This is a genomic window from Desulfacinum infernum DSM 9756, from assembly GCF_900129305.1.
GTDB lineage: Bacteria > Desulfobacterota > Syntrophobacteria > Syntrophobacterales > DSM-9756 > Desulfacinum > Desulfacinum infernum.
On the sequence record NZ_FQVB01000041.1, the window covers coordinates 1 to 21,417 of the forward strand.

Here is a 21,417-nt window from a genome sequence, read left to right on the forward strand (position 1 = left end):
TTGCCTCTTCGCTACTTCAAATGGATAGCCAAATCTAACTTCCCGGCAATGAGGTAGACCATCGTGATGAGATTCTGGCTGTTGCGGTACCCACGGGCCTTTCTCTTCGCCGCTTGGATCAGGCCGTTGATGGCCTCGAGAATGCCATTGGTGACTCGAGAACGGAACCATCGCAAGATTCCCTGCCAATGATTCTTGATCGTGTAGGCTGCCTTGATAATCGGCTCTAAGCGGCTGTGGGTTGCCCAGAAAAACCAGCGCTTAAGGTACTCTTCTGCGTGTTCGAGGGGCTGTTCATAGAACTGCTGGAAAGCCAACTTGATGCGGTAGGCACGAGCCGTTTTCAGGTGAAGCCTTTTCATGCTCAACGCTTCTCGCAACTCTTTCTGCTTGGGGGTGAGGTGGATCTCATTCTTCAACCAGAGGAAACGACTTCCTTTCAACTCCGGCCGTTCCTTCTGCTCCTGACGCCGGACTTGGTCGACGGCATCGTTGAGGATCTTGACCACATGGAATTTATCGAAGGTCAGCTCAGCATCGGGGAAGGTTTCGGACACGCCGCTTATGTAGGCCGAAGACATGTCACAGCAGACTTCAACGATGTTTTCCGTCTTGCCTCCGTGGGCCCTGAGGTCATCACGAAAGGCTTTGACGGTTTGGGAGTCTTTGCCCGGTGCGACGAAGATCACCTTTCGTCTGTCGAGATCGACAAAGACCGTAATGTAATTGTGGCCCCGCTTGGACGAAGTCTCGTCGATGCCGACCTTTCGGACTTTCGAGAAATCCTCTCTGGTTCTGGCCTCTTGCACATAGTGATCGATCACCCGCCAGATGCGGGTATCGTGTTCTCCGATCAGTCGGGCCACGGCATTGACGGGCATCTCTTTTGCGAGCTGCAAGATGAAAGCTTCAAATAGAAGGGTAAAACCGCTTCCAGGTCTGGCCCAAGGCACATTGAGGGTCTTAACGCCGCAGTGGCCACATCGGACCCTGGGAAGGCGCGCATGCAGGTAACATTCGTGTTGGAAGAAGTTGAGGTGTCTCCAGGTTTTTTGCGAGCTGTCGTAGACCTTGCAACCTTCTGAGCCGCACACCGGACAAGGGAACTGGGCTCCCGGCTCGAAGTTCAGCTCGATGTCGAGAACCTGCCGCTCGGGATCAAAGGTAATCTTATGAACATACCAAGGTGGGGTGAGCGACAAAGCAACCTGGAAGAGCTCTTCAGTTTTCATCCGGGAAAACACCTCTTGCGCCTTGTGTCAACAGATGTGATCGTCGAGCCCGCATGGCCGAACACCGCTAACATCCTTGAGCCGGAGGCTGGAGGAGGCCATCCTCTCGCCGTCGGCCTACTTTCCACACAGCATGGGCAAGGAGGTGATGTCAAGACTGCGATAGCACCCGAAGGGCTTGGTCTTGACATCACCTCCGCCCATGCTAGCGTCTTTGGAAAGGGGGCCGCCGAAGCTAACGCTTTCGCATCAGTTTTTTTGCGGTTTCCACACAAAACAGCGAAGAGCCCTCATCTTTTCCCCGCCCGGTCCGTGGTGCAGTGCGAATGGGACGACGTCCTGGAGGGACTGTAACGCGACCGGCGGCCTGCCTCAAGGGGAATGCCGTGCCGTCGAAGGCGGTGAGACCGCCGGTCGCGCCGTGGCGTTGGGGGGGCGACTTGTCGGAGGGGAACTCAGAATTCGTACTTGATTTTGACGCCGATCGCGCCGTTGTCATAGTGGTTGAGGACTTCGCCGAAATTGAAGACGCCGCCCGAAACCGTGAAATGATCGTCGATCACGTAGGCGGCCACGATGGACCACCAGTCGTCCTCCGGTTCCACGAGACCGTTGATGGGGGTGTAGTTGTCCGGCTTCTGCCGATACTCGGCCCCCAACAGGAACCGGTCGGTGACGAAGACCACCACGTTTCCTTCCAGGAGGAATTCCCTGTCTCCCGTAAAGCCCAGAAGACCGATGTGGGCTGCTTCGCTGTTACGAACGCCCAGGTTGAGGAGCACCGGGCGGGGGAGAGCCTTGATGAGCTTGGATGCGTAGAGGGTGAAATCGAATCCTGCCGTGTCTTCGATGCCTGCATTGGTCAAGGCCCCTCCAAGGGCTTCATCGATGTCGGCCAGTTTTTCCACCTTCTTGTAGTGGACGCCCACCGTGACCGCCGGGACCCAACTGGTTTGAAAGGCCCCCTCCTTGAGGAGATTCAATCGGAGGTTCAGGTTGTGCAGGTACACCCGGTCGTCTCCGATGTCGATTCCCGTGGCCGCCGCCACATCGGAGGGAAGATCGTGCAGGTTGAGCACGTTGAATCCGTAGCCCAGCTCGATGCGGTCAAAAAAGGTTTCCGTGATGGTGGCGAAGGCGAAGGCGCGACCGTTGGGGGTGTAGACGCCTCCCACGCCCACGCTGGGAAGGCCCACGACCGACCCGTTTTCCGGCGGATTGGTCAAGTAGGCCGATCCGGTGATGGCCACTCCGCCGTAGCCTTCCACCGTGTGGAGCGGCAGGGGGGGAGCAGCCCACGAAGGGGAGGCGAGCAGGGCGCCAACCGCCAGGGCCATGCACCACAGAGAAACCAACCTCATGTTCATCTTTTTCCTCCTTCTTTTCTCTACTATTCCTGGATGTGTGATTCCGCTTCGCGGTCCCGGCGCCCAAGGCTCGATCAGCGGGAGGGACGGCCGGCGGGCCCGTCGGTGGCGCATGGACGAGGAACCGGGCGAAGCGTCTGTTCTTCCTCAGCGTCTCACGGGGCCGGGGTCAGGCCTATCTGCCGCTGCATGGATACGACCCGCTGCTGCATCAGGTGGAGGCGCTCTTCGATCTGCCGCTGCTGTTGGGGCGTCTGGGCCGGGGAGCCCATCTGTTGGAGCATTCCGCCCAGTTCGGACATCATCTGCTGCATTTGGGCCTGCTGCGATGGGTTGACTCTTCCCGAGTCCATGATCTCGTTCATCTGGTCCAGCATCTGGGACATCATGTCCATGTTGTGGCCCATCATGGCGTGCTGATCCATGGTGTGGCCTTGGTGTTGTCCTGCGTGGGATCCATGCCCCATCGTGTTTTGGGCCCCGTCGGAGCCCCAGCCGCCCATGGCACCGGAGCCGTGGCTGGCTCCGCCCATGCCTCCAGAGGATCCTCCCCCGCCGTGACCGCCTCCTCCCATACCGGCCCACCCGGTACCGATGCCCAAGGCAAGTGCCAAGACCAAGGTGAGCACAAACAAATGCTTTCTCATGGGTCACTCCTTTCGTGGATGTGAAGTGGGTTGATGGAACCGGTAACCTCCGGTTCCCGCACGCGCTCCGTTGTTGGAGCAACGATGATGCCAGACGGGTGACAAGCAAAAACAAGCGTAAAATCAATTAAATAGCTTTAAGGAGCTCGGGAAGCCGGCTGGGTGAGTTGAAGGAAGCTTTCAAGCGTTGGAAAGGAATCTTCTATTATCCTGAATCGGACGATTTCCTGCTATCGCGAGATTCCAGCGGGCGGGCGCAAAGCCATCCCCTACGAAGGCAGAGGAGCCTTTGGGGCGGGAGCGGGGTTTATTCCCGCCCACTCATTGCGCGGAGGGAAGAAAACACAGGGAAAGAATCGCCCGGATTGGGGTTATAAAAACGCCGGATCAAGAAACGAGCCATTGAAGCCTCCGTGGGCATTTCCGTCCTGGAAGCCGCGGCTCAACGGACCGGGAAGGACGGGGCGTTTTCCATCCTCCGAAAAGGCAAAGAAGAAGCCTTCCCGCCACGGTGGCGGGCGATGATAAAAAGGTATTCGGCGGTTTCACGGCGACAGGGTCGTGCGAAGTTCTTCGGCCAGGGAGGAAAGCCCGTAATCGTGGATCTTCTTTCGGAGCGTGGGACGGCTGATGCCCAGGATCTCGCACGCCCTCCCGTAGTTTCCTCCCGTGTAGCGAAGCACCCGCTCGATATGGCGCCGTTCCACCTCTTCCAGGCTTTCCGGAACCCACGGGTCGGTGCCGGAGTCTTGGTCCCGCGGGGGTGCGGAAGGGGGCTGGAGCCAGCCTTCGTCCAGGAGCAGCACCTCGTCGGGGGAGTGGATCACGGCCCGGCGCAGGATGTTGTAGAGCTCCCGGACGTTCCCCGGCCACGGGTAGGCCTGGAAGAGCTCCAGGTAGCGGCGGGGGATGCGGGTGACCTTCTTGTTCAGTTCCGCGTTGAGGCGGGTCAGGAAGTATTCGCACAAAGGGACGATGTCTTCCGGTCGTTCCCGAAGCGGCGGGATGTGGATCACGAACACCTTGAGGCGGAAGTAGAGATCTTCCCGGAAGCGGTTTTCCCGCACCATGCGCTCCAGGTCCCGGTTGGTGGCGGCCACGATCCGCGCCTTGAGCGGCAGGGATTCCAGTCCCCCCACTCTCTGGTATTCCCGCGTTTCCAGGACCCGCAGCAGCTTGGCCTGAAGGTCCAGGGGCATTTCGCCGATTTCGTCCAGGAAGAGGGTGCCGGCCCCGGCCAGCTGGATCTTTCCCATCTTGCGGGTGACGGCGCCCGTGAAGGCGCCCTTTTCGTGGCCGAAAAGCTCGCTTTCCAGGAGCGTGGGCACCATGGCCGCGCAATTGATGGCCACGAACGGTTCCCGGGGTGCCGACTGTTCGTGGATGGTCTGAGCGATGAGTTCCTTGCCCGTCCCGGTTTCCCCCTGAATGAGCACCGGCGTGGGGCTCTGGGCCACCCGGGCGATGGCCTTGACCACCTCCAGGATCGCCGGGCTTCGGCCCACGATCTGGTTGGGCTTCTGCACCTCGGTGATCACGTGGCTCAGCCGGGCCAGTTCCTGGCGCTCTTCCTTTCGCCTCGCCACCTTTTCGATGAGAAGGTCCAGGGCGTCCAGGTCCAGGGGCTTGTAGAGGTAGTCCACGGCCCCGTGGCGGATGGCCTCCAGGGTGGCCTCCGTGTCCTGAAAGGCGGTGATCATGATGACGTCGCCCGCATAATTCCGGGCCTTGGCTTCCTTGAGCACCTGGGGGCCTTCCAGGTCCGGGAGCTGCACGTCCAGCAGGATCATGTCCGGCCTTTCCGCTTCCCACAGGGCCAGGCCGTCCCGGGCGTTTCCGGCCGTCAGCACGAGGCTCCCCTTGCCGGCGAAGTAGAGCTCCAGGGTGCGTGCCAAGGAGGGATCGTCGTCAATGATGAGGATTGTTTGCATCGGGCTTACCTCCCTGAGATGGGAAAGTCGAGATGGACGGTGGTGCCCCGTCCCGGTTCGCTCTGGACGCCCACGTTCCCGCCGTGGGCGTCCATGATCTTTTTCACGATGGAAAGACCCAGCCCCGTGCCCTTGGTGCGGGTGGTGAAAAAGGGCTGAAAGAGCCGGGGCACGTGCTGGGGCGGGATTCCGGGGCCCGTATCCCGAACGGACAGGCGAAGCGCCGGGTCCGATCCGGTCGGGTTGTCCCTGAGAGTCGCTTCAAATCGCAGGCCGAGGGAACCTTCGGCGTTCTGGACGGCGTTTTTGATCACGTTCACCAGCACCTGCACCGCCCGTTCTTCATCCGCCATGACGTTCGGCAGGCCGGGTCCCAAATCCTTTTCCACTTCCACGCCGTCCAGGGAGACCTCCGCCGAGGCCTGCTCCAGGGCCCGGTTCACGAGGGCTTCCAGGGAGACGGGGCGGGCGTCGAGCTGGAGCGGCTTGCTGTAGTCCAGAAGGTCCCGGAACATATTTTCCAGGAGCTGCACCTGCTCCAGGGCGATGGCGAAATGTTCCGCCGGAGGGCCTTCCCGGCCCAGGCTGCGCCGGAGGATTTGGAGGTTGAGCTTTACCGACGAAAGGGGGTTTCGCATCTCGTGGACCACCCCCGCCACCAGCTCCCCCACGGCGGCCAGCTTTTCCGATTGGACCAGCCGGTTCTGCAGGGCCTTTTGGGCTTCGTAGGCCCGGCGAAGGGAACGCTCGTTGGCCCGGAGTTCCTCCAAGGTCTGCGCGGTGCGCCGGGCCATCTCGTTGAAGCTGTCCGCCAGCACCCCCAGCTCGTCCCGGCGCGACGCGTCGATTTCCACGGAAAAGTCGCCGTCGGCCATGCGCCGGGCCGCTTCGCTCATGGCCACGATGGGCCGGGACATCCTGTCGGCCGCCACCCGGGCCGTGACGAAGCAGATGAGAAGCAGCGCCGCCACGGTCCCCACCGTCCAGGTGAGCATCCATCGGACGGGCGCCAGAATCTCCCGGGTGGCCATCTCGGCGAAAAGCCCCAGTCGGTAATGGGGCAGCCACAGGTAGGCGCCCACCACTTCCCGGCCTTCAAAATCCTTGTAGATGCCGGATCCGCTCTGCCCGGCCAGCGCTTCCCGGATGGCGCTGGAATCGGGGGAGGGGTTTCCCGCCTCGCCCGCCGGAGGTTTCAGGCCGTGAATTCGGGTAACGATCTCTCTTTCCGGCGTGAGCAGATAGGTCCTTCCCGACACTCCCAGCCCGGCCCGATCCGTCATCATGGGATCCAGAGAGCGGCTCATGTTCACGACTCCCTCCACTGCCCCCACAACCGATCCATTTTCTCCCAGGACGGGTGCGCGAATGGTCACGTGCCAGAGACCGTCCGGGCCGCGAACGGGCGTGCCGAAAACAGGCTCATGGGGCGGCGGCCCCGGCGGGGAAGTTTCCGCCGCGTCGTCTTCGTGGCCCGTGGCGGCCAGCAGGCGCCCGTCGGCGCTGTAGAGAGCCATGGCCTCATAAAAAGGGGTCTTGTCCGCCACGGAAAGGAGCGATGCGCGCACCGCCTCCAGGGTTTCGCCCGATTCGATGGCGCATCCGGCCATGCTGCAATGGGAGCAGACGATCCGAACCAGGGGGAGCGAGGCCAGGGTGGACAGATCCTGCAAGCGTTCCCGGTACCAGAAGTCCAGGTGGTTTCGGTGGTCTTCGGCGATGGTTTCCATGTGCATGAGGGCCGTGCCGATGAGGGTCCTCTTCGCCAGGGAATAGGAGGCGATTCCCATGAGGCCCACGGGCAGGGCCGTCAGCAGGGCCAATACCAGAAGAAAGCGATGGAAGATCCGTTTGGGCACGAGGGCCTCCGGTCTGAAGGGGAAGGGGATCGATCCGGGCGGTTCACGACCTTTCCGACGGTTCACGAGCCGAATCGCCTTCATGGTGGCCCGTCTTCTCCCCGAAGGCAAGGGGAAGGGACACATGGAAGGCGGTCCCCGCCCCGGGGCGGCTCTCCACTATGATGGCCCCCTCGTGGTCCGAGACGATCTTTCGGCAAACCGAGAGCCCCAGGCCCGTTCCCCGGTGCTTGGTGGAAAAGAACGGGGTGAAGACCTTTTCCAGGTTCTCTTCGGGAATGCCGGGGCCCTGGTCCCGGACCTTCAGATGGTAGGAGGAAGTATCCGCCCGGGAGGTCAGAGAGACGGTGGTTCCGGGCGGTGAGACGTCCGCGGCGTTTCGGACCAGCTGATCCACCAGCCACAGGAGGTCGGCGCGGTTGCCGTAAACGAGGGCGTCTCCGGCGCCGAGATCCATCTCCAGCCGAACGCCGTGAGCGTTCAAGGTCTTCTGAAAGCGCTCCCGTTCTCTCTCGAGCATCTCGTCCGGAGGCAGAAACTCCCGGCTTTGCCCCAGGGCCTCCGGATTGAAGTGCGCCAAGGACTGTTCCAGAACGCTCAGCTTTTCCATGACGCGCCGCAGGTCGCTGCGGCCCGGCTGCGAGACGCTCTCCTTTCGCAGGATCTCTCGGGTAAGGGTGAGCAGGTCGTGGATTTCCGAAGAAAGGGCCAGGGTGGCACGGCCAAGGGAAGCCAGGTTCCAGGCGTGGTGCAGGTCCTGCAGCCGTTTCTTTTCCCGGTCGCTCAGGACCCCCACCACCGCGGCGCTCAGAAGAAAGAGCGCGATCTGCAGGAGGTTTCCGATGTTCACACCGGGCTGGGCCTTCCAGGTCATGGCCACGTGGGGGGCGTACACGACCGAGATGGCGCCCGCCATCCACAGGCCGGTCTTGGCGCCGCCGAAAAAGGAGGCCGTGAGGACGATGAGGAAGTAGAGGTCCCGGTACAGGGTGTGAAAGGCCAGGCGGTCCATGGGCGTGGTGTAGTGCAGGACGGTCACGGCCACGGCCGCGCAGGCCAGAATTCCCGTGAGACCTTTGCCTGGTTGATTCGGTTCATTAGAATGATTCAAGTTCATGGGACTTTCCTCCGAATGGATTGCTTGCGAAGGCCGGCACCGGCCGGGGTTGATTGACAAGGAAGCAACGATCGCGCCAGTCATCGGCCCGTGAGAGGGTTTTCGTGCAACGGCGGGAAAAGAGAAGGGCGGTTCCCCCATGGTGATCCTCTCCGGGAGCGCGGGCCTCCGGCCCGCATGGGGTGCGGGCGAGACGTCCGCGCTCCCGGGAGAAAGCAGTTCTCGGACAGGCTCCCAGGAGGCTCTCCGAAAACGCCGCCACCCGTCACTCCCGCGCAAGCGGGAGTCCATAAGTTGCCGAAAATCCGGGATCCCCGCTCCCCGTTCAAGCCGGGGACAAGCTTCGCGGGGATGACGAATGGGCGTTGAACGGCGCAAATCTGCCGTTCTCGGACACGCTCCCAGGAGGCTGTCCGACAATGTTTTTCCGGCTTAGAAGGCCGTGCCCCCCTCTCATCGTAGCCGCGGGGCTTCAGCCCCGCGGAAAGGACAATCATAACTCCATGAAGTGACAGAAAATACGCGATGACCCATCCGACGGCCGGGGATTCCTCCGCAGCCCTAAAGGGCTGCGCTACGCGAAACGATCTCATTGGCGGCGTTCTGGGACAGCCCCCAAAGGATCCGGGGCTTCCCGGGCATGTGAAAGAATGTTTCACTTTGATGGAAAGGGTTTTTCCATGGAGATGAAAGAATCTTTCAAGGCCGGCGGGACAGTCCGCGATCCGCCCCCGCCGCCACGGAAATCCACTGGCGGGTCCCCACGTTTGGCCATCTGGCACCCAAGTTGCTTCTTCTCCCAGGCGCCGGGGCTCCGGACGGTCGATCGTTCGGCGGCACGGCAAAAGGGAGGGCAGAGGGGGACACGATCGCGTGTCTTCCCGATGTTTCCGCTCCACCGGAGGAAGGCTGAAAGATGACGCAACGAGCATCCCGGAAATCGCACCCTCGCCCCACCCAGCTGGCGAGCGCGGTGCGCCTTCACTGGAAGGCGGCTTTGCTGGTGGCGGCGGCCATGGCGGGGCAGACGCTCCTCACGCTCGCCCAGCCGTGGCCGCTGCGGTCCATGATCGATCACGTGGTAAAGAACCCTGCGGAGGCCCACGACCTGGCGGCCCGTTACAATCTGATGGAGTTCATCCTGGTGTCGGTGCGGGGGTTTGTCCAGGAGGACCGCTTCCACTTTCTCTTTCAGGGGATCTTCCTGCTGGCTCTCATCTACTGCGGCAACGCGCTGTTGCTCTACGTTCAGAACATGGCGTTGGCCTCCCTGGGGCAGCGCGTGGTGCTCACCATCCGGGAGAGGCTCTTTTCCCACCTGGTGGCGCTTCCCCATAACTATTTCGAGAAAGCCCGCACGGGGGATCTTACCAGCCGTATTTCCAAGGATACGGCCGACGCCCAGGACATCCTGGAATCGATCCTCACGGTGCTCATTCGGAGTCTTCCCACCATTGTGGGCATTCTGGTCGTCTCCTTCACCATGGACTGGATCTACGCGCTCACCTTCCTCATGGTGATTCCGGTGGTCTACTGGGCCAACGTTTTCTTTTCCCGCCGCACCCGGGAGGCGGTGCGCAAGCAGCGGCGCATCGAGGGGGCTCTGGCCTCCAACGTTCAGGAGGCCTTCTACTACCACAAGGCCGTGACGAGCCTGTCGCTGGAAAGCGAGATCATCGACGACTTTCTGGAAGGGGGGCGGGAGAGCGCCGAGCATGCCGTACGGGCGGGGCGTTTCCAGGGCATGCTCACCGCCTCCATGGACATGCTGGTGGGGGCCACGTCGCTTCTGGTTCTCTTTGTGGGGATCCTTCGGATCATCCACGGGTGCCTCACGGTGGGCCAGCTCATGGTCTTTTTGAGCTACCTGAACAGCCTCTTCAAGCCCATCCGGGAACTGAGCAAGTTCGCGAGCCGGTGGGCCAAGTCGGCGGCGGCCCTGGAGCGCATCGAGGAGATCATGGCCTTGAATCCCCTGGAGGTGGGGGCGTCCGACCTGCCCCATGCCGTTCCGGCTCCCCGGTTCCGTGGGCACGTGGAGTTTCGGGATGTGTGGTTCGGCTACGAAAAGGACCATCCGATCCTGCAGGATTTTCGCCTGGCCGCGGCCGCCGGCGAGCGGGTGGCTCTGGTGGGCGATTCGGGCAGCGGCAAGTCCACCATCCTGCACCTTCTCATGCGCCTCTACGATCCCGACCGCGGAACGGTGGCCATCGACGGTCGCGACATCCGGGATTTCACCCTCGCCTCCCTTCGGGGTCAGATGGCGGTGGTGCTGCAGGATTCCTATATTTTCCGCATGAGCGTTCGGGAAAACATCGCCATGGCCAAGCCGGGGGCGTCGGAAGAGGAGATCACGGCCGCGGCCCGGGCGGCGGGAGCCCATGATTTCATCCAGCGTCTTCCCCAGGGCTACGATACGCAGCTGGGGGAAGGCGGGGGTGGTCTTTCCGGCGGCCAGAAAAGGCGGCTTGCCATCGCCCGGGCCATCCTTCGCGACGCCCCCATCGTGATCCTGGATGAGCCCACCGTGGGCCTGGACGCCGCATCGGAAAAGCGGGTCATGGAGGCCATCGGCCGGCTCACCCGGGGGCGCACCACCTTCATGGTGACCCACCAGTTGGCCACGATCATGGATTTCGACAGAATCGTGGTCCTGTCGGGCGGGAAGGTTGTGGAGTCGGGCCGGCACGAGGACCTGATCCGGGCCGACGGCCTGTACCGGCGTCTGTGGGAATCGCAGCAGGCGGGCGAGGACTCTTCCCGGGCACCGGTAGGTTGATGCAAAGCCCGGGGGTATTTCCATTTTACGATCGGCTCTTGGGGCTTACGGCATGAAACCCTAAGGAGCATTGTGAGGAAGGTCATGAAGGGACGTGAGCGAACGAGATGGTTGACCCGGACAGCCACCGCGAGGGGCGCCTGGGTGCTGCTGGTGCTGGCGGCGTTAGCCGGGTGCGCGGGGGGAGGCGGCCACGGGCCGGGCCTCGTCGGCGGCTGGAACGATCTCGACGAGCTGCAGACCACTCTGCCCGGGGATCTGGGTCTTTCGGAAGACGAAAAGCCCTTGCCCGATCGCCCCACGCTCCAGGACTACCTGACCTACGCGGCGCTCCACAACCCGGGACTCCGGGCGGCCTTCGAGCAGTGGAAGGCCGCCCTGTGGAAGATCCCCCAGGTGCGGAGCCTGCCCGATCCGCGCTTTACCTACGCCTACTTCGTGGAGCGGGTGGAAACACGGGTGGGACCCCAGCGCCAGAGGTTCGCTCTGGCCCAGACCTTCCCGTGGCTGAGCAAGCTGGAACTCAGGGGCGACGTGGCGGCCCGCGAGGCCGAAGCCAAGAAGGCTCTTTACGAGGCGGCCAAGTGGAAACTTTTCGAAAGGGTGAAGAAGGCCTACTTCGAATACGCCTATCTGCGGCAGGCCGTGGCGGTCACGGAGGAAAACATCCGGCTGCTGAAGCATCTGGAACGGGTCCTCCAGACCCGCTACGCCGGTTCCCTGACTCCCTACGGACCCCTGGTCCGGCTCCAGATGGAACTGGGCCGCTTGGAGGATCGGTTGAAGACCCTGGAGGATCTGCGCGGACCGATCTCCCGGGAACTCAACGCCGCCCTCAACCGCCCTCAGGACGGGGACTTGCCGTGGCCGGATCCCGTCCGGCTGGATCCGCTGGCCTTTTCGGACACCGAGGCCCGGGGCTGGCTGCTGGAAGCCAATCCGGAGCTGAAAGCGCTGAGCCGCCTCGTGGACAAGGAAAAAGCGGGTGAGGCTCTGGCGCGCAAGAACTACTACCCGGACGTAACGGTCGGCGTGGAAACGGTGGACACGGGCGAGGCGCTGAACCCCTCCACCCCGGACAGCGGCAAGAATCCGGTGGCCGTGAACCTTTCCCTCAATCTCCCCATCTGGTGGGACAAGTACGACGCGGGAGTGCGGGAAGCGCGGTTGCGATGGCAAGCGGCCGGAAAGAACCTGGAGGAGAAACGCAACGATTTGGCCGCCCAGCTCGCCATGGTGCTCTACAGGCTGCGGGACGCGGAGCGGCGCATCGATCTCTACAAGAACGGGCTCATCCCCAAGGCGCAACAGGCCCTGCAGGTGAGCCTGCAGGATTTCGAAACGGGCCTGGGGGGATATCTGGACGTGATCGATGCCCAGCGGATGCTCCTGGAGTTTGAGCTGGCCTACGAGCGGGCCGAGGCGGACAAGGCGCAGCGACTGGCGGAAGTGGAAAGGCTCGTCGGGCGCTTTCTGGAGGAGGTTCCCGCAGAGGGCCGTGAGAAGGCGAATCGCGGGAACTGAGTCAATCGGTGAAACTCGGAAAAGAACGGAGGATGAGAAGATGACGAGAAGAAAGTGGATCGTAACGGCCATGGCCCTGATGTTTGCCCTGGGAACCCTGGGGGCCGGTCTGGCGGCCGCAGGCGGCCATCCCCAGGAAAAGTGCCCGGTGATGGGAGGCGCCATCAACAAGGACATCCATGTGGACTACCAGGGAAAGAGGATCTACTTCTGCTGTCCCGCCTGCCCGGATGAATTCAAAAAGAATCCGGACAAGTACATGAAGAAGCTGGAAGCGGAAGGCGTGGAACTGGAAAACGCTCCATCGGGCAGTTGATGGAGCCACGGCCCCCGGTGCGCCCCGGGGGCCGATCCATTTGAAAATCGCGAATGGACGGAAAGGGTTTGGAGGCGTGACGGACGCGGCGGGAGAAAGGCGAACGATGAAACGGCGGGCGGCAGAAAAATTCAAGAGGCACGGGTGGAAAGCGCTGGCGGTCGCGGCGGTGGCGGCCGTCATCCTGGGGGGCTGGAACGGCCCTGACGAAGGGCGGCGGACGGACACCGGGAATGCGCCCGCGATGGTCGGCACGGCCCATGCCCAGCACGACCACGGCGGGGAAAAGAAGGTCCAGATCTGGACCTGTTCCATGCACCCGCAGATTCGGCTTCCCAATCCGGGCAAGTGTCCCATCTGCGGCATGGATCTCATCCCGGCCACCGAGGAAGAGGGGGGCGCCAAGGGCGGGAAGGCGCCCATGAGGCGACTGGTGCTTTCCGAAACCGCACGCAAGCTTGCCCAGGTCCAGACGAGCCCCGTGGAGCGCAAGCCCGTGGAGGTGACCCTGCGGATGGTGGGCAAGCTCACCTACGATGAACGGCGCATGGCCTACATCACCTCCTGGATCGCCGGCCGTTTAGACCGACTCTACGTGGACTTCACCGGCACCGTGGTGGAGAAGGGACAGCCCATGGTCTATCTCTACAGCCCGGACCTGCTGGCGGCCCAGTCGGAATTGATCCACGCGGTGCGCGCTGCGGGGGATCTGCGCAAAAGCGGGCTGGAGTCTCTGCGCTCCACGGCGGCCCAGACCATCCAGTCCGCCAAGGAAAAGCTCCGCCTCTGGGGCCTGACCGACGCCCAGATCCAGGAAATCCTCCGGCGCGGGGCCCCGTCGGACCACATGACCATCCTGGCGCCCATGAGCGGCACCGTGGTCCATAAGGACGGCTTCGAGGGGATGTACGTCAAGACGGGCACCCGCATCTACACCATTGCGGATCTGTCCTCCCTGTGGCTCAAGCTGGATGCTTACGAGTCGGATCTGTCCTGGATCCGCGTTGGCGACCGGGTTCGGTTCGAAACGGAGTCCTATCCCGGAGAGGAGTTTGCCGGGACCGTATCGTTCATTGATCCTTTCTTGGATGAGAAGACGCGCACCATCAAGGTCCGCGTGGACGTGCCCAATCCCGACGGAAGGCTTCGACCGGGCATGTTCGCCCGGGCCGTGCTGCATGCCACCGTGGACGGAGATCGCCCGCCGCTGGTCATCCCGGCCAGCGCGCCCCTGCTCACCGGCAAGCGGGCGGTGGTCTACGTGGAGATCCCGGACCGGCCGGGAACCTATGAGGGCCGGGAAGTGGTGCTGGGACCCCGGGCCGACCGCTACTACGTGGTTCGCTACGGACTGCGCGAAGGCGAAAAGGTGGTCACCCACGGCAACTTCAAGATCGACAGCGCCGTGCAGATTCTGGCCAAACCCAGCATGATGACGCCCGAAGGGGGCGGTGGCGGCGGCATGCACCATCACGGGGATTCGGCCCCGGCGGCCGCTGAAAGCGGTGCAACCGGCGGCGCCCTGGAAGTCCCCGACGCCTTTCGCCAGCAGCTCATGGCGGTGATGTCGGCCTTCCAGTCCGTGCGGGATGCGGTGGCGGCCGATGATTGGACGGCGGCGCGCACCGCCTACGGAAACCTGAAAAACGCCCTGGATCGGGTGGATGACGGTCTCGTGGACGGTCACCCCTGGATGGTCTGGGACGAACTGTCCATGCTGCTCAAAAACGACGTGGTCGTGGGCCTGGACGCCAAGAAGCCCGGGGAGCGCCGGGACGCTTTTGCGAGCCTGGAAGGGCACGTGCATCGGCTCATGGCCGGCTTCGGCCTGGACCACGCCAAGATGGCCGAGGCGTCCAAGCCCCTGGAGGTGCCGGAAGCCTTCCGAAACCAGCTTCGGCGGGTGATCGACTCTTACCTGGAGGCCCACGAGGCCCTGGCGGCGGACAAGACCGAAGCGGCCCTGGCGGCCGTGGAAAGGACCCGCACGGCCCTGGAATCCGTGGATATGAGCCTGCTCCAGGGAGAGGCCCACATGAAATGGATGCAGGTGCTGGAAAACATCCGCAAGGCCCTGGCCCTCATGGAGGGATCCAAGGACGTGGAAACCCTTCGAAAGTGCTTCGCCATTCTGTCCGAGGCCGCGGCGGTCATGGCCAAGGACTTCGGCCTGGGTGCGGGCAAGCCCCTGTATCGGATCAAGTGCCCCATGGCCTTCGAAGGGCAGGGGGCCACCTGGCTCCAACCCGACGACACGGTGCGCAACCCTTACTACGGGGAGAAGATGCTCGGCTGCGGCGAAGTGTTGGAAGTGATCCGGTAGACGCGCGGCCACGAGAGTGGTCCGGGAAGAGGCCGACAGCACTTTGTGTCCGCTCCCGGGGCTTCGCTTCGCGACCCATCCCGCCGAGGCTCTGCCTCGGCCACGGCACACGGTTTCATAAGTGATTCAGCGTGTCATCCTCCAGGGGTCGCAAGGCGGGTAATGAGCAGTTATCGGACGATCTTTCAGATCCCTTTGAGGGTCGGGTGTACGTCAAGCTATCGCAGAACCATCTAACACGTCATTCCCGCGAAAGCGGGAATCCACAGTTGGCTTGGCGCCGTTGGTTCCCAGTTGCCGCGAAAGATGATGATAACCTCCGTCGGGATGCACGATCTTACAAACGGCAAGGACATCAATGTCATGACCAAACAATTCTACGTGTACATACTTGCCAGCCGTAAGAATGGTACTCTTTATGTTGGAGTAACGTCTGATCTCAAAAAAAGAGTCTGGGAACACAAGTCCGGACTCGTGGAAGGATTTACGAAAAAATATGGAGTAAAAGACCTTGTGTATTTCGAAGTGCACGAATCCGCAGAGGCAGCGATAACGAAAGAGAAGAGAATCAAAAAGTGGCGCCGAAAATGGAAGATCGCATTGATAGAGAAAGAGAACCCATACTGGCAGGACCTTTATGAAAATCTCTAGGAGACTGTCCTAGAACTTCCCCAACCGTCACTCCCGCGCAAGCGGGAGTCCATAAGTTGCTGGAAATCCTGGATCCCCGCTTTCGCGGGGATGACGAATGGGCGTTGAACGGCGCCAATCTGCCGTTGTCGGACAGGCTGCTAGCAACGTGTCCGATCATGGGGGGATTCTATGCGGGGATGGAAACCATGGATCCCCGCTCCCCGTTCAAGCCGGGGACAAGCTTCGCGGGGATGACGGATGGAGGCCGAGCGACGGAGTTCGCTCATTCTCGGGTCGGCTTCTACGAGCTCGTCTGAGAACTCCCCCAATCGTTACTCCCGCGCAAGCGGGAGTCCGTAACGGGCTATGAATTTTGGATCACCGCCCGCCGGGGCTTCGCGGGGATGACGAATGGGCGTTGAACGGCGCAGATCGGGCATTGGGGCAGGTCCTTTGAATGTGAGCCATTTGTGAAGTGAGATGATGACGATGGAACATGTGAGCGCCAAGAAGACGGACAACGGATCCTGGATCGCCAAGCTGATCCGGTTTTGCCTGGAAATGAAGATCGTGGTCTTCCTGTTCGTGCTGGTGGTGGTGGCCTGGGGGATCATGGTGGCGCCCTTCGACTGGAATCTGGGAGGGCTTCCGCGCGATCCGGTGCCGGTGGACGCCATCCCGGACATCGGGGAAAACCAGCAGATCGTCTTCACCGAGTGGATGGGACGGTCGCCCCAGGACGTGGAGGACCAGATCACCTACCCGCTGACCGTGTCGCTGCTGGGCATTCCGGGCGTCAAGACCATCCGAAGCTATTCCATGTTCGGCTTTTCCACCATCTATATCATCTTCAAGGAGGACGTGGACTTCTACTGGTCCCGGTCCCGGGTGCTGGAAAAGCTCAACAGCCTTCCCGCCGGCACGCTGCCGGCGGGGGTGCAGCCGGCCCTGGGGCCCGACGCCACGGCCCTCGGGCAGGTCTTCTGGTACACCCTGGAAGGTCGCGACCCCGAAGGCAATCCCACGGGCGGCTGGGACCTGGACGAACTGAGAAGCATCCAGGACTGGTACGTCCGCTATGCGCTCCTTTCCGCCGACGGCGTCAGTGAAGTGGCGTCCGTGGGCGGATTCGTCAAGGAATACCAGATCGACGTGGACCCGGACGCCATGCGCGCCCATCGGGTCACCCTCCAGGACGTCTTCGGCGCCGTGAAGGCCTCCAACGTGGATGTGGGCGCCCGGACAATCGAAGTGAACAAGGTGGAATACGTCATTCGGGGCCTGGGTTTCGTGCGCAGCCTCAGGGACCTGGAAGAGACGGTGGTGGCCGTGCGGGACCGCGTGCCCATCCGGGTCAAGGACGTGGCCCACGTGACCCTGGGCCCGGCGCTTCGCCGCGGGGCGCTGGACAAGGAAGGGGCCGAGGCCGTGGGGGGCGTGGTGGTGGTCCGCTACGGGGACAATCCCCTGGCGGCCATCAAGAACGTGAAGAAAAAGATCGCCGAGATCTCCCCCGGCCTTCCCAAAAAGACCCTGCCCGATGGGACGGTCAGCCAGGTGACCATCGTGCCCTTCTACGACCGCACCGGACTCATCTACGAAACCCTGGGGACCCTCAACCGGGCCCTCTACGAAGAAATCCTGGTGACCGTGATCGTCATTCTTCTCACGGTCATGCACCTTCGAAGTTCCATCCTCATCTCCGGTCTCCTCCCCCTGGCGGTGCTCATGTGCTTCATCGCCATGAAGCTCTTTCACGTGGACGCCAACATCGTAGCGCTTTCCGGCATCGCCATCGCCATCGGCACCATGGTGGACATGGGGATCGTGATCTGTGAAAACATCCTGCGCCGCATGGAGGAGGCGCCGCCCGGGGCCAACCGGCTGGAAGTGGTTTACCGGGCTTCGGTGGAAGTGGGAAGCGCGGTGCTGACGGCGGTGGCCACCACGGTGGTGAGCTTCCTGCCGGTCTTCACCATGGAAGCGGCCGAAGGAAAACTCTTCAAGCCCCTGGCCTTCACCAAGACCTTCGCCCTCATCGCTTCCATCATCGTGGCCCTCACGGTGATTCCGCCCCTGGCTCACCTTCTGTTTCGGGAAAAGAGAGCCGGGAAAGCCAGGATCAGCATGCCTCGGGGAGTCCTCTACTGCCTGCTGATCGCCTCGGGGGTGGCGGCCTTCTGGTTCGTTCCCTGGTGGGCGGCTCTCCTTCTGGTGGTCACGGGAGTCTACCGATTGCTGGAATCCTTCTTGCCGCCGGCGGTGGGCCAGTGGCTGTCCCGGTCCATGAACCTGATCCTGGTGGTGCTGGTGGCCCTCCTTCTGGCCGAAGAGTGGCTGCCCCTGGGCCCGGAAAGAGGTTTGTTCCTCAACTTCCTTTTCGTGGCGATGTTGATCGGAGGCCTGCTGGGGTTTTTCGGTCTCTTTCGCTGGGTCTACGAACCGATCCTGAGCTGGAGCCTGCGGCACAAGGCGCTTTTCCTGTGCGTTCCTCTGCTGATCACCGGGACCGGCTTCATGGTCTGGCTGGGCTTCGACGCCTTCTTCGGGTGGCTCCCCCGGGGAATCCGCCAGACGGCCCCGGTGCAGTTCGTGGCCCGGGCCTTTCCGGGCCTGGGCAAGGAGTTCATGCCGCCCCTGGACGAAGGTTCCTACCTCTTCATGCCCACCACCATGCCCCACGCCTCCATCGGCGAGGCCATGGACGTGCTGCAAAAACAGGACATGGCCATCCGGGCCATTCCGGAGATCGAGTCGGTGGTGGGCAAGATCGGCCGGGTGGAATCGCCCCTGGACCCGGCACCCATCTCCATGATCGAGACGGTGATCAACTACAAGCCCGAGTACCTGGTGGGCAAGGACGGGCAGCGCCTGCGATTCCGCTTCTCTCCAGACGAGACGGATCTGTTCCGTGATGAAAACGGGGTGCCCCTACCGGCTCCCGACGGCGAGCCCTACAAAGTGAGGGGAAAGTTCGAGCGGGATGACCAGGGGCGGCTCATCCCCGACGAGGACGGCATGCCCTTCCGGTTGTGGCGACCGGCGCTGGATCCCGACCTCAACCCGGGGCGCGATCCGTGGCCCGGAGTGAAAAAGCCGGATGACATCTGGAATCTCATCGTGGAGGCGGCTCAGATTCCCGGCACCACCTCGGCCCCGAAGCTCCAGCCCATCGCCGCCCGGATCGTCATGCTTCAGAGCGGCATGCGGGCGCCCATGGGCGTGAAGGTCAAGGGGCCCGACCTGGCGAGCATCGAGAAGGTGGGCCTGCAGCTGGAGCGTTTCCTCAAGGAGGTGCCCTCCATCGAGCCGGCGACGGTTATCGCCGACCGGATCGTGGGAAAACCCTACCTGGAGATCCAGATCGACCGCGAAGCCATCGCCCGTTACGGCATTTCCATCCGTCGGGTTCAGGACGTGATCGAAGTGGCCGTGGGCGGCAAGACCATCACCACCACGGTGGAGGGCCGGGAGCGCTATCCCGTGCGGGTGCGCTACCTGCGGGAGCTTCGGGATACCATCGAATCCCTTTCGCGCGTCCTGGTTCCGGCTCCCGATGGAACCCAGATCCCGTTGGAGGAACTGGCTGAGATCCGGTACGTAAGGGGCCCGCAGATGATCAAGAGCGAAGACACTTTCCTGGTGGGCTACGTGGTGTTCGACAAGAAACCGGGATACGCGGAAGTGGACGTGGTGGAGCAGGCCCAGGCGTATCTCAAGGAAAAGCTCGCCTCCGGCGAGCTGGATCTACCGGCGGGGGTGAGCTACACCTTCGCGGGGAGCTACGAAAACCAGATCCGGGCCCAGAAGAAGCTTTCCGTGGTGTTGCCGTTGGCCCTCTTCATCATCTTCATGATCCTCTACCTGCAGTTCCGGTCCGTGGTGACCACCTTTTTCGTCTTTTCCGGCGTTTTCCTGGGCTGGTCCGGCGGCTTTCTCATGCTCTGGCTTTACGGGCAATCGTGGTTCCTCGACTTTTCCGTCTTCGGAACATCCATGCGGGAGCTCTTTTCCGTCCATCCCATCAATCTGAGCGTGGCGGTCTGGGTGGGGTTCCTGGCCCTGTTCGGCATCGCCACCGACGACGGTGTGATCGTGGCCACCTATCTGGACGACAGCTTCCGGGAGCGAAAGCCTGAGACCGTGGAGGAGGTGCGGAGGGCCGTGCTGGAAGGGGCCAAGAGACGCCTGCGGCCGGCCCTGATGACCGTGGCCACCACCATCCTGGCCCTTCTGCCCGTACTGACCTCTTCGGGGCGGGGATCCGACGTCATGATCCCCATGGCGATTCCTTCCTTCGGCGGAATGCTTCTGGTGCTCATCACCGTCCAGACGGTTCCCGTGCTCTATTGCGCCAAGGAAGAGCTGAAACTCCGCTGGAAGGAGCATCGGGGCGGCGCCTAGGAGGCTGCTGTGCGAAAACGGCGCGAAAGAGCGCCTTTCCTGTAACACGACCCTTTAGGGCTGGGGAGGAAGCCCCGGGCTTTGGGTGGGCCATCGCGTAGAGTCCTGTCACTTCATGGGGTACGATGGCCCTTTCCCGCGGGGCTGAAGCCCCGCGGCTACGAGGAGGGCAAAATTCCCCGGGCTTGAAAGTCCGAGAATGACCGTTATCCTGGAAGCGCGGGCGTTTCGCCCGCATTGCCTGCGGGCCGGAGGCACGCGCTTCCTGGGTGTGCATCGTCTTTCCTCAGACCGAGAGTTCCGCGCCTGCAGGAGGGGGCTTCAGCGGGGAGGAAGCCGCCATGCTACGAGCCGGATGATCCGGGGTGCATTCGCGTTGGGATGCCGGCCGATTGCCGGGCGGCTTTCCGACAGGGCGGGAGGGGATCATGGACGTTTCCCAGGAGAGGCTGGTACGGCTGGTCTGCTTTGTCGGAGTGCTCCTTTCAATGGCGGCCCTGGAGGCCGCCTTTCCGCGACGGCCCCGGACTCGCCCGCGGTCGGAACGGTGGCCGGCCAACCTGGCCATGGTCCTGGTGGGGGCGGTTCTCGTGCGGGGGCTGCTTCCCATGGTGCCCGTGGAGGTGGCCGCACTGGCGGGAAAGAAGGGCTGGGGGCTTCTGAACAACCTGGAGATCCCTTCCGCTGTCGCCTGGGTGGTTTCCGTGATGGTGCTGGACGGAGTCATCTACCTGCAGCACGTGCTCACCCACGCCGTGCCCACCCTGTGGCGCCTCCACATGGTGCACCATGCGGACCTGGATATCGACTGCACCACCGGTGTGCGCTTTCACCCGGTGGAAATCCTCCTCTCGGCGGGACTCAAGACCGCCGTGGCGGCCGCCCTGGGGCCTCCCGCCGGGGCGGTGATTCTCTTCGAAGTCCTTCTCAACGGCACGGCTCTTTTCAACCACGCCAACCTGAAGCTGCCCGTTTCGTTGGATCGGGCGGTTCGCCTCTTCCTGGTCACCCCGGACATGCACCGTGTCCACCATTCGGTGATCATCCGGGAAACCCACAGCAACTTCGGCTTTTGTCTCTCCTGGTGGGATCGGCTTTTTGGAACCTACAAGGACCAACCGGAAAAGGGCCACCTGGGCATGACCATCGGCCTCAGCCAGTATCGGGACCCGACCCGGCTCAACTTCTCCCGCCTCCTCATCCTCCCGGTCACGGGTGATCTCGGTCGCCAGCCCATCAACCGGCATTGAAAAGAGGGGGATTCCTCCGCAGCCCTGAAGGG

General features: G+C 62.7%; 14 protein-coding genes. 8 read left to right on the top strand and 6 right to left on the bottom strand.

The window, feature by feature from the left end:
• Positions 1 to 11: 11 nt before the first annotated feature.
• The 6 genes from BUB04_RS16005 to BUB04_RS16030 all read right to left on the bottom strand — a co-directional run bounded on the left by BUB04_RS16005 (position 12) and on the right by BUB04_RS16030 (position 8,153).
• Positions 12 to 1,232, bottom strand: coding sequence for an ISL3 family transposase (locus tag BUB04_RS16005; RefSeq protein WP_073037867.1), 1,221 nt, complete (start codon positions 1,230 to 1,232; stop codon positions 12 to 14).
• A 455-nt stretch (positions 1,233 to 1,687) separates the two neighbouring features.
• Positions 1,688 to 2,599, bottom strand: coding sequence for a DUF3034 family protein (locus BUB04_RS16010; RefSeq protein ID WP_073041342.1), 912 nt, complete (start codon positions 2,597 to 2,599; stop codon positions 1,688 to 1,690).
• Between the two features lie 155 nt (positions 2,600 to 2,754).
• Positions 2,755 to 3,246, bottom strand: a complete 492-nt coding sequence (locus BUB04_RS16015; protein ID WP_073041345.1) for a hypothetical protein — start codon at positions 3,244 to 3,246, stop codon at positions 2,755 to 2,757.
• Positions 3,247 to 3,791: 545 nt separating this feature from the next.
• A complete protein-coding gene (locus BUB04_RS16020) occupies positions 3,792 to 5,177 on the bottom strand; it encodes a sigma-54-dependent transcriptional regulator (protein ID WP_073041347.1) in 1,386 nt (461 codons plus the stop codon).
• A gap of 5 nt (positions 5,178 to 5,182) precedes the next feature.
• Positions 5,183 to 7,036: an ATP-binding protein gene (locus BUB04_RS16025; RefSeq protein WP_178372020.1), complete on the bottom strand. Its 1,854-nt coding sequence runs from the start codon at positions 7,034 to 7,036 to the stop codon at positions 5,183 to 5,185.
• A gap of 43 nt (positions 7,037 to 7,079) precedes the next feature.
• Entirely contained in the window at positions 7,080 to 8,153 is a 1,074-nt protein-coding gene (locus BUB04_RS16030) for an ATP-binding protein (protein ID WP_073041351.1), read from the bottom strand.
• Between the two features lie 916 nt (positions 8,154 to 9,069).
• Between BUB04_RS16030 and BUB04_RS16035 the strand changes: the two genes are divergently transcribed.
• The 8 genes from BUB04_RS16035 to BUB04_RS16070 all read left to right on the top strand — a co-directional run bounded on the left by BUB04_RS16035 (position 9,070) and on the right by BUB04_RS16070 (position 21,385).
• Positions 9,070 to 10,935, top strand: a complete 1,866-nt coding sequence (locus BUB04_RS16035) for an ABC transporter ATP-binding protein (RefSeq protein ID WP_073041353.1) — start codon at positions 9,070 to 9,072, stop codon at positions 10,933 to 10,935.
• Positions 10,936 to 11,019: 84 nt separating this feature from the next.
• On the top strand, positions 11,020 to 12,459 hold the full coding sequence (locus BUB04_RS16040) for a TolC family protein (protein WP_073041355.1): 1,440 nt from the start codon (positions 11,020 to 11,022) through the stop codon (positions 12,457 to 12,459).
• Positions 12,460 to 12,499: 40 nt separating this feature from the next.
• On the top strand, positions 12,500 to 12,775 hold the full coding sequence (locus BUB04_RS16045; protein ID WP_218588488.1) for a YHS domain-containing protein: 276 nt from the start codon (positions 12,500 to 12,502) through the stop codon (positions 12,773 to 12,775).
• 106 nt (positions 12,776 to 12,881) lie between these two features.
• Positions 12,882 to 15,098: an efflux RND transporter periplasmic adaptor subunit gene (locus tag BUB04_RS16050; protein ID WP_073041383.1), complete on the top strand. Its 2,217-nt coding sequence runs from the start codon at positions 12,882 to 12,884 to the stop codon at positions 15,096 to 15,098.
• Between the two features lie 363 nt (positions 15,099 to 15,461).
• Positions 15,462 to 15,749, top strand: coding sequence for a GIY-YIG nuclease family protein (locus BUB04_RS16055; RefSeq protein WP_073041385.1), 288 nt, complete (start codon positions 15,462 to 15,464; stop codon positions 15,747 to 15,749).
• Between the two features lie 56 nt (positions 15,750 to 15,805).
• Positions 15,806 to 16,048: a hypothetical protein gene (locus BUB04_RS16060; RefSeq protein WP_073041357.1), complete on the top strand. Its 243-nt coding sequence runs from the start codon at positions 15,806 to 15,808 to the stop codon at positions 16,046 to 16,048.
• Positions 16,049 to 16,211: 163 nt separating this feature from the next.
• Positions 16,212 to 20,135 carry an efflux RND transporter permease subunit gene (locus BUB04_RS16065; protein ID WP_245795219.1) on the top strand — a complete coding sequence of 1,308 codons (3,924 nt, stop codon included), beginning with the start codon at positions 16,212 to 16,214 and terminating at the stop codon, positions 20,133 to 20,135.
• A 428-nt stretch (positions 20,136 to 20,563) separates the two neighbouring features.
• Positions 20,564 to 21,385, top strand: a complete 822-nt coding sequence (locus BUB04_RS16070) for a sterol desaturase family protein (protein ID WP_073041359.1) — start codon at positions 20,564 to 20,566, stop codon at positions 21,383 to 21,385.
• Positions 21,386 to 21,417 lie beyond the last annotated feature (32 nt).

Excerpts from the sequence above, each read along its gene's own strand:
- BUB04_RS16050 (WP_073041383.1), top strand. The coding sequence starts at position 12,882 with ATGAAACGGCGGGCGGCAGAAAAATTCAAGAGGCACGGGTGGAAAGCG.
- BUB04_RS16015 (WP_073041345.1), bottom strand. The coding sequence starts at position 3,246 with ATGAGAAAGCATTTGTTTGTGCTCACCTTGGTCTTGGCACTTGCCTTG.
- BUB04_RS16035 (WP_073041353.1), top strand. The coding sequence starts at position 9,070 with ATGACGCAACGAGCATCCCGGAAATCGCACCCTCGCCCCACCCAGCTG.
- BUB04_RS16020 (WP_073041347.1), bottom strand. The coding sequence starts at position 5,177 with ATGCAAACAATCCTCATCATTGACGACGATCCCTCCTTGGCACGCACC.
- BUB04_RS16040 (WP_073041355.1), top strand. The coding sequence starts at position 11,020 with ATGAAGGGACGTGAGCGAACGAGATGGTTGACCCGGACAGCCACCGCG.
- BUB04_RS16055 (WP_073041385.1), top strand. The coding sequence starts at position 15,462 with ATGACCAAACAATTCTACGTGTACATACTTGCCAGCCGTAAGAATGGT.
- BUB04_RS16005 (WP_073037867.1), bottom strand. The coding sequence starts at position 1,232 with ATGAAAACTGAAGAGCTCTTCCAGGTTGCTTTGTCGCTCACCCCACCT.
- BUB04_RS16070 (WP_073041359.1), top strand. The coding sequence starts at position 20,564 with ATGGACGTTTCCCAGGAGAGGCTGGTACGGCTGGTCTGCTTTGTCGGA.
- BUB04_RS16010 (WP_073041342.1), bottom strand. The coding sequence starts at position 2,599 with ATGAACATGAGGTTGGTTTCTCTGTGGTGCATGGCCCTGGCGGTTGGC.
- BUB04_RS16030 (WP_073041351.1), bottom strand. The coding sequence starts at position 8,153 with ATGAACTTGAATCATTCTAATGAACCGAATCAACCAGGCAAAGGTCTC.
- BUB04_RS16065 (WP_245795219.1), top strand. The coding sequence starts at position 16,212 with ATGATGACGATGGAACATGTGAGCGCCAAGAAGACGGACAACGGATCC.
- BUB04_RS16045 (WP_218588488.1), top strand. The coding sequence starts at position 12,500 with ATGACGAGAAGAAAGTGGATCGTAACGGCCATGGCCCTGATGTTTGCC.